Annotated in this window: 10 protein-coding genes and 1 pseudogene; 4 read left to right on the top strand and 7 right to left on the bottom strand. The window is 70.9% G+C overall.

Features of this window, described 5'->3' with window-relative positions:
• Positions 1-577: pseudogene (locus QOL99_RS11835) on the bottom strand (cell division protein FtsK); the annotation flags it as partial.
• Positions 578-724: 147 nt separating this feature from the next.
• Between QOL99_RS11835 and QOL99_RS11830 the strand changes: the two are divergent.
• Positions 725-1,135: a Mov34/MPN/PAD-1 family protein gene (locus tag QOL99_RS11830; protein WP_407650177.1), complete on the top strand. Its 411-nt coding sequence runs from the start codon at positions 725-727 to the stop codon at positions 1,133-1,135.
• The gene (locus QOL99_RS11825; protein WP_285524085.1) at positions 1,128-1,652 is read left to right on the top strand and encodes an AAA family ATPase; all 525 of its coding nucleotides are present in this window, start codon (positions 1,128-1,130) and stop codon (positions 1,650-1,652) included. Before QOL99_RS11830 ends, QOL99_RS11825 begins: the two co-directional genes overlap by 8 nt.
• Positions 1,653-1,936: 284 nt before the next feature.
• Here the strand turns inward: QOL99_RS11825 and QOL99_RS11820 are convergent, their stop codons facing one another.
• Positions 1,937-2,875: a nucleoside hydrolase gene (locus QOL99_RS11820; RefSeq protein ID WP_285524084.1), complete on the bottom strand. Its 939-nt coding sequence runs from the start codon at positions 2,873-2,875 to the stop codon at positions 1,937-1,939.
• A 67-nt stretch (positions 2,876-2,942) separates the two neighbouring features.
• On the bottom strand, positions 2,943-6,293 hold the full coding sequence (pulA, locus tag QOL99_RS11815) for a pullulanase-type alpha-1,6-glucosidase (protein WP_285524083.1): 3,351 nt from the start codon (positions 6,291-6,293) through the stop codon (positions 2,943-2,945).
• Between the two features lie 81 nt (positions 6,294-6,374).
• On the opposite strand from pulA, the gene QOL99_RS11810 reads away from it, so the two are divergent.
• On the top strand, positions 6,375-6,617 hold the full coding sequence (locus tag QOL99_RS11810; protein ID WP_285524081.1) for a hypothetical protein: 243 nt from the start codon (positions 6,375-6,377) through the stop codon (positions 6,615-6,617).
• Positions 6,618-6,675: 58 nt separating this feature from the next.
• Here QOL99_RS11810 and QOL99_RS11805 read toward each other — a convergent pair whose 3' ends face one another.
• On the bottom strand, positions 6,676-7,008 hold the full coding sequence (locus QOL99_RS11805; protein ID WP_285524079.1) for an FKBP-type peptidyl-prolyl cis-trans isomerase: 333 nt from the start codon (positions 7,006-7,008) through the stop codon (positions 6,676-6,678).
• Positions 7,009-7,097: 89 nt separating this feature from the next.
• Here QOL99_RS11805 and lepB point away from each other — a divergent pair, with 89 nt between their 5' ends.
• A complete protein-coding gene (lepB, locus tag QOL99_RS11800; RefSeq protein ID WP_285524077.1) occupies positions 7,098-7,727 on the top strand; it encodes a signal peptidase I in 630 nt (209 codons plus the stop codon).
• Position 7,728: 1 nt separating this feature from the next.
• Here the strand turns inward: lepB and QOL99_RS11795 are convergent, their stop codons facing one another.
• The 3 genes from QOL99_RS11795 to QOL99_RS11785 all read right to left on the bottom strand — a co-directional run.
• Positions 7,729-8,283, bottom strand: coding sequence for a DUF1684 domain-containing protein (locus QOL99_RS11795; protein ID WP_285524075.1), 555 nt, complete (start codon positions 8,281-8,283; stop codon positions 7,729-7,731).
• Positions 8,280-8,483 (bottom strand): RNA-binding S4 domain-containing protein, encoded by a 204-nt coding sequence (locus tag QOL99_RS11790; protein ID WP_285524073.1) that lies wholly within the window; start codon positions 8,481-8,483, stop codon positions 8,280-8,282. Before QOL99_RS11790 ends, QOL99_RS11795 begins: the two co-directional genes overlap by 4 nt.
• A gap of 324 nt (positions 8,484-8,807) precedes the next feature.
• Positions 8,808-9,243: hypothetical protein (locus QOL99_RS11785; RefSeq protein WP_285524070.1), on the bottom strand; the 436-nt coding region annotated here is incomplete at its 5' end.

Genomic DNA, 9,243 nt, shown 5'->3' with positions numbered 1-9,243 from the left:
GCACGCCGCCCCGTGCCCGCGCCGCCTCGCGCCCGTCCTGCCGGGCCTCGATGGCTCCCTGCACCGCGGTCGCCCCGCCCCCCAGCAGCACGCTGACGCCCCGGAAAAAGCCCTTGAGCAGCGTGAAGGGAGGCAGGCGCAGCATGATCTCCAGCCCCAGCGTGAGCACCACCAGCGGCAGCAGGGCGGCGGCGTAGCTCAGGGTGCCCGTCAGCGGGGCCATCACCCGCGCGGCCCCCTCCCCGGCGGCCCCCGGCACAAAGACCTCGTGCAGCGCGAGCAGGGCCGCCACCACCACCGCGCCGCCCAGCACCCGCCGGGTCAGGCCCGAGAGGTCGCGGCCCAGAAAGACCAGCACCCCGTAGCACACCGGCACCAGCGGCAGCAGCGTGGCTCCCCAGCCCAGCCAGCCGATCAGGGCCTCGTTCGCCTGCGCCATGATGCCGCCACCCGTGAAAAACTGCGGCAGCAGCAGCGTCACTGCCAGAAAGATGCCCAGTGCGAACAGCACCAGGCCCAGCGCCTCCCCGTCGAAGCGACCGGGGGGAGGAGCCGTTTTTGCACGCGCCTTCGCCATACCGCGCAGTGTAGCCCACCCCACGCCCGCGCCGCCCGCGCCCAGCGCCGCTTTTTGCCCCATTCACCTGTGATGGAGGCGTGACGGGCACGCGACGGGCACGTGGCCCCGCCGTGGGGCGCCGGGCGCGGCATGGATAATGCCGGGGTGACCCTGATCCTGCCTCCCGCCCTCGCGGACGCGCTGTGGACGCATGCCCGCCGCGAGGCCCCGCGCGAGTGCGTGGGGGCACTCGGCGGGCATGCGCACGGCGAGGCCACGCACGCCGCCGCCCTCTATCCGCTGCCCAACATCGCCCCCGACCCCGAGCGGACCTACCTCGCCGACCCCGGCCACCTGCTGCGGGCGCTGCGGGCGATGCAGCTCGGCGGCCTGACCCTGGTCGCCCTGTACCACAGCCACCCGCGCGGCCCGGCGTGGCCCAGCGACACCGACACCCGGCTGGCCGCCTACCCGGTGCCCTACGTCATCGCGGACCTGCCCGCCCAGATGCTGACCGCCTACCGCCTGCCGGGGGGCGAGCGGGTGGCCCTGCGGGTGGGGGAAGCGCGTGGCTGAGGCCCGTATCCACGCCCTGCACGGCTTTATCGGCAGCGGCAAGACCACCTTTGCCCGGCGGCTGGAGCGCCAATTGCCGGGAATGCGCTTCACGGGCGACGAGTGGATGGTCGCCCTGTACGGCCAGGACCCGCCCGCCGATCTCTTTCCGGTCTACCACTCGCGGGTGCTGGGCCTGATGGAAACGCAGTGGGTGCGGGCGCTGGAACTCGGTGTGCCCGTCATCCTCGACCACGGCTTCTGGACGCGGGCGAGCCGGGACGCGCTGCGGGCGAGGGCCGCCGAGCTGGGCGTGCCGCTGACCTTCCACGTGCTGACCCTGCCGGACGAGGAGGCGCTTCGGCGGGTGCGGGCGCGGAATGAGGGGGCGGGGGCGATGTATATCGCGGAGGAGACGTACCGGCTGTTCCGGGGGCGCTTCGAGGCGATGGGGGCGGATGAGGTGGGGGTGGGGGTGGGCTCGGCAAGGGCAGACGGGCAGCGCTGGGCGAGCGTGGTCTTCGGCCGGAAGGCTTGATCTTGGTGTGATCCCACTGCGGCCAGCGTCTCGCTGCGCGATTGAGGCGTGGGGAAGGCGGTGCGGACTCGGTTCGCTGACTCCTGTGTGGCGTCGGATGTGCCCGTTGTTGAAAGGCTTGAGCTCTCGCTTGTTGGCTTCTCTCTCCTCGCGGGGGAGGCTGGGACTGGCACAGCTCCGCAGGAGAGGGGGGTCGACGGCGTAATCGTCCCAGTGCAGTCCGCCAAACCGCCTCCCCTTGCTCACAGCCACCTTCTCAAAGCCCATAGCCCACGGCCTCCTGCCTATCCCAGTCTTCCGACCCGCTCCAGCAGCAGCCCGAAGAACGCCTCGTGGTCCACACCCACCGCCACCTGTACATTCGCGGGCTTTCCGGTCACCCCGTAGAGGTCGCACACCGTCCGGCCGAAGTTCAGGCCCTCGTGCGTTTCTACCTGCACGTTCATGGGCTGCATCCGGCACAGCTCCGGGCGGATGGCAGCGGCGACGGCCAGCGGGTCATGCAGCGCCCCACCGCTCAGGCCGTAGCGTTCACGGTAGATGCCCGCGTAGAAGGTCAGCAGTTCGGCGCTGATCCGGCCCGCCCGGTTGCCCAGTCCGCGCAGCCGCTCCACCCTTTCCGGCGTGGCGACCGCCTGCATGGTCACGTTCAGGCCGAACATCCGCACGGGCGCCCCGGAAGTCAGCACGATCTGCGCCGCGTGGGGGTCGGCGAAGGCGTTGAATTCAGCGGCGGGAGTCCGGTTGCCTTCCCCGGTGCTGCCGCCCATCCACACCACCTCGCGCACCAGGGCCGGGAGGTCGGGCGCCAGCCGGAAGGCCAGGGCCACGTTCGTCAGCGGCCCGGTCGCCACCAGCGTGACTTCACCGGGTCGCGCCCGCACCGCCTGCGCGATGAAATTCACCGCGTGCTCGGCCTCCGGCCCCCGCGACGGCTCCGGCAGCCCGGCGGCGGGCAGACCGCTCTCGCCGTGAAACTCGGCGGCTGTGGCGAGCGGGCGCAGCAGCGGGCGGTCGGCCCCGGCGTACACGGGCACGTCGGCCCCTGCCAGCGCCAGCGTCACCCCGGCGTTGCGGGTGGTCCGGTCCAGCCCCACGTTGCCGTGAACGGTCGTGAGGGCCAGCACGTTCAGCTCCTGCGGGCTGGCGAAGGCGAGCAGCCACGCGATGGCGTCGTCGAGGCCGGGGTCACCGTCCAGAATCACGGGCAGGGGAGCAGGCATGGGGCGAGTCTAGGCGCAAAGGGAAGCGGCCCGCCTCCCACCGGAGACGGGCCGCCAGGGGCGGGGGTTACTTCCCGACAAACACTGCCGTCGTCAGCGCGGGCACGTTCAGCGTGCCGTTCTGCGCCTTCGCGCCGCGCACGACCGGGTCGCTGGACTTCGCGAGGACCGGGTGCAGGTCGAGCTTCAGCGCCCGCAGGCTGGCGTGGGCGAAGTTCACGGCCTGCCCGCTCCCGTTGAACACCACCACGATGTCCCGGTACGGCTGGCCCTGGCCGGGCTGCCCGCTGAGCTTCATCACGATCACGCCGGGGGTCTGGTTCGGCCCGGTGTTCAGGAAGGTCAGCGCCTGCGACACCTGCGCCCCCGTCTCCAGCCGGAAGAGTCTGGAACTGGCGCGAATCTGCATCGTCTCGCGGAAGTGGTCGCTGGCGCGGGTGACGTCGGCGGCGGTCACCTTGAGCTTAGGGTCACCCAGCAGCGTGCGGTAGAGCGGCCAGTTCCCCTCGTTCTTCTCGGCGGGCGGCAGGCCCCGGCCGAAGCCGTTGTCCGCGCCCGTCCAGCTGACCGCGTTGAACCAGTCGCCGCTGTTGTAGGAGTCGGTGTCGAAGCTCTTGGAGCGCAGCCGTTCCTCGCCCGCGTGGAAGAAGGGAATGCCCTGCCCCAGCCCGACCACGCTCATGGCGAGGTTGTTCATGCGGACGCGCTGCGCGGTGGTCGCCGTGCGCGGCGCCTTGAGCAGCACCCCGTCCCAGAGGGTCTGGTTGTCGTGCGCCGAGGCGTAGTTGATCGTCTCGCGGGGAGAAGCCGCGTACCCGGCGGGCGCCCCGTTGTAGTCCACGGCCTTGCCCGTCACCCGCTTGCCCGCCGCGTCCGTGAAGGCGTAGTCACGCAGGTTCCCGGTCAGGCCCACGCGCACCAGATCGGCGAGCTTCAGCGCGCGGGCGCGGTCCGCATTGGCGGGCAGGCCGTTGGGCAGCGTGAACAGCCCAGTGGCGAAGCCCTGCTCCTGAAGGCCGCCGAAGGGGTTGCCGCCCCGGATGGCGTCCCGGATGCGGTCATTGAAGGTGCCGATGCCCTGCCCGTAGAGGTTGAGCTGGGTCGCGTTCACGCCGCGCCTGTTCTTCTCGACCTCGCCGAAGTCCCAGCCCTCGCCGTAGACGTAGATCTTCCAGCCGTCCACGCCGTCTTTCTGCACGGTCAGGCTGTCGAGCGCCCGGCGCACGTTCTGCATGTTGACGAGCAGGTGGTGGCCCATCAGGTCGAAGCGGAAGCCGTCCACCTTGTACTGCCGCGCCCAGGTCAGCAGCGAGTCGATCATCAGCTTTTCCATCATCCGGTGCTCGGAGGCGGTGTTCGAGCAGCAGGTGCTTGTCTCCACCGCGCCGTCGAGGTTGAGGCGGTGGTAGTAGCCCGGCACGATTCTGTCCAGCACGCTGCGGTCGGCCTGCCCCGCCGCGTTGGTGTGGTTGTACACCACGTCCTGCACGACCCGCAGCCCGGCCCCGTTGAGCGCCGCGACCATCTGTCGGTACTCCAGCGTGCGCTGCGCGGGGTTCACCGCGTAGCTGCCTTCCGGCACGGTGTAGTGGTAGGGGTCGTAGCCCCAGTTGAAGCCGTCGGCGTCGCGGGTGGCGTTGATCCGCTTCTGCTGCTCGTCGCTGTTCGCGGGCAGTTTGGCGAGGTCGGCAGGATTCGGCGCCTTCCAGTTCGCCCGGTTCTCGTCGATGGTGGCGATGTCGAAGGTGGGGAGCAGGTGGACGGCCTTCAAGCCCGCGTCGGCCAGCGACTTGAGGTGCTTCATGCCCGCGCTGCCGCCCTGGGTGAAGGCGAGGTAGGTGCCGCGCTGTGCGGCGGGGACCGTCGTGTCCAGCACGCTGAAATCCCGCACATGTAGCTCGTAGAGGCTGAGGTCGGAGACGCTCGCCAGCTCGGGCTTCTTGAGGGTGTCCCAGCCCCTCGGCTTGAGGGCCGCGTCGCTGAGGTCCGCGATAATCCCGCGCGTGGAGTTCAGGCTCAGCGCCACCGCGTAAGGATCGGTGACCAGGTTGGTTTCCACCTTCCCGGTGCTGGGCGCGAAGACGCGCACCTCGTAGCGGTAGCCCTGGCCCTTCCAGCCCGGCTCGCCGGTCACGCTCCAGACGCCCTTCGCGTCGCGGGTGAGGGCGACGGTGCGTTCATTGCTGCCGTCCGCGCCCGAGAGCCTCAGCTTCACGTCCTGCGCGGTGGGTGCCCACAGGCGCAGGGTGGGCCGGTTCCCCGCCCAGGTCACGCCCAGGGGACCGTCGTAGGCGTAGAGGGCGTCCAGCGCGCGGGCGGGCTGCACCCCGGTCGCCCCCAGCAGCGTGCCGTCGGGGAGGGCGCTGCTCACGGCGAGTTGCCCGCGCAGGGCGGTGCCGATCCGGGCGCGGTCCTCCTCACGGACCCGCAGCAGGGCGTAGCCCGCCAGATGGGGGGTCTGGGCACGCTGCGCGGCGCTCAATCCACCCTCGACCGGCAGCAGGGTCAGCGTGTCGCCGCCCTCCACGCCCGCCGGGGTGAGCTTCAGGCCAGCGGTGGGGGACGTATGCAGGGTGTAGAGGGCGCCGGGCTGCACCAGCTCGGGCTTCACGGCCACGAGGTCCGCGCCCACCATGATCGCCTGCTGCTTTTGCAGGTCGCCCACCGTGCGGACGCTGGTATCGGGGCGGGTGGTGAACACCTCCGCCTTGCCGCTCACGACCCAGGCCTGGTTGCCCGCCGTCTGCGCGAGGCTCTGGTCGGGGCCGGGGTCCTTGTCGTCGCCCTTGTGCACGATGAAGTTCAGTTTCTGCCAGCCGTCTTTTACGGGTACGTCCCAGTACACGCCGAAGGAATTGGTGCCGGTCTGCGCGAGAGGTTTGGCCCACTCGGTCGGCGTTTTGGTGTCTTCCCAGACATGCAGGCCCCAGCCCGCGTAGTTCCCGTCGGGGCGGAAGTAGTTGATGCGGGCGGTTCCAGCAGGCACGGTTGGCTCCTGCGAGACGTAGGCCAGTTCCGCCTTGCCGCTCTGAATCAGGACCTCGCGGCCCTTGGTGGGGTCCGCGAAGAGGTCGGCACCGGGGTCTTTCGTGTCGCCCTGATGGACGATCAGCCCGACCTTCTGCGCTCCGGCTTTCAGCGGCACGTCCCAGTACAGGCCGCCCGCGTCGCGTCCGGTCGGCGGGAGCGGTTTGGTCCACTCCACGGCCGCCGTGGTGTCCTCCCAGGCGTGCAGGCCCCAGCCGGTGTACTGGCCGTCGGGCCGCACGTAGCGCACGCGCAGCACGTTGGCGGGGATAGGCTGGGCGGCGGGCGTGGTCGCCTGGGCCAGCAGAGGCAGGGGTGCGGGGGCGGGTGCCTGCGCGAGCGCCGGAGCGGCGGACAGCGCGGCGGTCAACAGAATGAGCAATCTGGACATGGGTGAGGCGATTGTAGCCCCGTGAACCCCGCTTCACGCCCGGCACACGCGCCTGCCCGCGCCCCGACCTAGCGTGCCCCCATGACCGGACACCGCAGCGACGAACAGACCGACGTGCCGCAGGAGCGCCGCAGCACCGATTCCGAGAGCGCCACCGAGTCCACCTATCCGACCCCGCAGCAGGCCAGCGTGGTGCAGGACAGCCCCGGCACCACCGCCCTCGGCATGGAGGAGGAGGGCGGCGGCCTCGACGAACAGGGCAACATGAAGCTTCAGGACGGCGACCCCATCGGTCAGATGGGCAGCACGCTGGGCGAGGAATAACGGCCACAGCAGCGCCCCGCCCATCGTCGGCGGGGCGCTGCCTGTTGGACTCTGGGCCTTACCGCACGTCCACGAGTTCCACGTCGAAGATCAGCGTCGCGTTGGGCGGAATCACGCCGGGGACACCCGCCGCCCCGTACGCGAGGTGGCCGGGGATGGTCAGCCGCGCCCGGTCGCCCACGCGCAACCCCGCGATGCCCTGATCCCAGCCGGGGATGACGTAGCCCACGCCCAGCGGGAACTCGATGGGTTCGCCCCGGTCGCGGCTGGAGTCGAACTTCTGGCCGCTTTCCAGCGTGCCGGTGTAGTGGACCCGGACCATCTTTCCGACCTGTGCCGGGGTGCCCTGTCCCTCGTGGTACTTCTCGACGGTGAGTTCCTGAGCAGTCATGCGCCCCAGCCTAGCCGCCGCCCCGGTCCCCCTCTCCAGATTCTGAAGCGCGGGTGAAGGCGGCGGCGCTCTGGCACAAATGCTCTAGCATGCCCCGCGTGACGCCGCCCGATTCCCCCCTGCGAGCCTCTGGCGGCTGGCGCGAGGTCTGGCGAATCTGGATTCTGGGGGCGCTGCTGCCGGTGTGGCTGGCGACCACCTTCGGGGCGACCCTGGCCCGCGTGGACGGCGACTCGATGGAGCCGACCCTGCGAAGCCGCGACCTGCTGCTGCTGCTCAAGTATCCGCGCTGGCTGCGGGCCTGGGGCCTGCCCACGGCTTACCCGCAGCGCGGCGACCTGCTGATCTTCAAGGCCCCCGCCGACAGCCCCTACAGCTACGGCACCCGCCTGGGGCTGCGCTACCGCCCCTACAACGTCAAGCGCGTGATCGCCCTGCCCGGCGAGACGGTCGAGATCCGGGACAGTCAGGTTGTCGTGAACGGCCGCGTGCTGGCCGAGAGCTATGTCAATGATGGCGTGCTGAGCGACCAGCCGACCCTGCGCGTCCCCCCCGGCAAGGTCTGGGTGCTGGGCGACAACCGGCTGGTGGGCGAGAGTCTGGACTCCCGCGCGTATGGCCCGGTGGACCTGCGCGACGTGGCCGGACCCGCCAACCTGCGGCTGTGGCCGAGGCCCGAGCTGGTGGGAGGGCCAGAGGCCGGGGGCAGCGGGCCGTGAGTCAGGACTGCGCGGGTTCTGGCAGCCGCTCTCCCGCCCGCACCGGCACCGGCAGCCAGTGCTCGCGCGGCGGCAGCGGGCAGGTCCACCCGTCGCCGTACGCGCAGTAGGGGTGGTAGGCGAGGTTGAAATCCAGGCTCACCCGCAGTCCCTCCGGCGTGCGGGCCAGCGGCGCGTCGAGGTAGCGCCCGGCCCCGTAGGTGTCCTGCCCGCTGGTGCTGTCGCGGAAGGGCACGAAGACCCGCGCGGGGGCCTCGTCGCCGGGGGGCGCGAAGAGGGTCAGGCGGTGGGGACCGGAGGAGAGCGGCAGCGTCACCTCGCCAAAGCGGGCCATTGGGCGCGGCTCGCCGGTGTTCGTCGCCAGGATGACCCCGGTGCCGTCGCCGGGCTCGACCGGAAGCACGAAGGTCCAGGCGGGGTCGGGCGCGAAGTAGCTCAGGCCGTGGAAGTCGGCCAGTGCGTCCGCCCCAATCGGCCCCTGCCCCGAGGCGAAATGGGCGTCCTTGCGGCGGCGGAAGTCGAGCAGGGCGCCCTCCCAGGCCGCGTCTCCCGTCACCAGTCCACCCGCACGCGCTCGCCCGCGTACTCCACCACGTCGCCCCGGCGCAGTTTCTTGCGCCGCCGCGTCTCGATCTCCCCGTTGAGCCGGACCTCGCCGCCCTGCACCCGGAACTTGGCCTCGCCGCCGGTCTCGACCATGCCGCGCAGTTTCAGAAAGTCCTGAAGGTCGATGGTGTCGCGTTCTTCGCCTGTCATGGGGGCAGGGTAGCAGGGGAGGGGCACGCAGCCGTCGGCAATCGGCCGGAACAGCTGACGGCCGACGGCGGAGAACCCGGGGCTAGAGNAGGGTAGCAGGGGAGGGGCACGCAGCCGTCGGCAATCGGCCGGAACAGCTGACGGCCGACGGCGGAGAACCCGGGGCTAGAGCATTGGGCAGAATGGAGGCACCTGGGGCGCCGTTCCCCGGGGGCCGTAATTCTGTCAAATGCTCTTCTTCAATTCGCTCGCTCTGCTGCGCAGCTTTGCAAGTCCGCTCGGCCAACGAATGCGGAAACCCACCGCATTCTTATGGCAAATGCTCTAGAACCTGTACTGCGAGGAGAACAGCCGCACGTCCGCGTCGTCCACCTTGCGGTCGCCGTTGAGATCGCCCGCCAGAGCGCCCGTCTTGCCGTGGTTGTTCATCAGCAGGGCGAGGTCGGTCAGGTCGATGGTGCCGTCCCCGTTGAGGTCCGCCCCGCTGAGGCGCACGCGGGCGGCGGCGGCCGTCCACTCCCTCAGCCCCAGCTCGCGGGCGAGTTCGGTTCGCAGCACCTCGGCCAGCGGGAGCGGTCCCTGCGGATTGAACTCGATGCGGCGCTCGCCGCCCAGGGTCAGGGTGCGGGCGGCCACGTCGGGGTTGAAGGGCACCGCGCCCCCCAGCGCCAGCACCGGGCCGCCGCTGGTGTCCAGCGTGACCGGGTTCTCCGGCGTGCTGATCGCCGCCAGCGCCGCCTCCACCGCGCGGGTGAGGTCC

The organism is Deinococcus rhizophilus, assembly GCF_030271215.1.
GTDB lineage: Bacteria > Deinococcota > Deinococci > Deinococcales > Deinococcaceae > Deinococcus > Deinococcus rhizophilus.
Note: the sequence above shows the minus strand (reverse complement) of the source record. Positions and strands in the feature narration are given on the sequence as shown.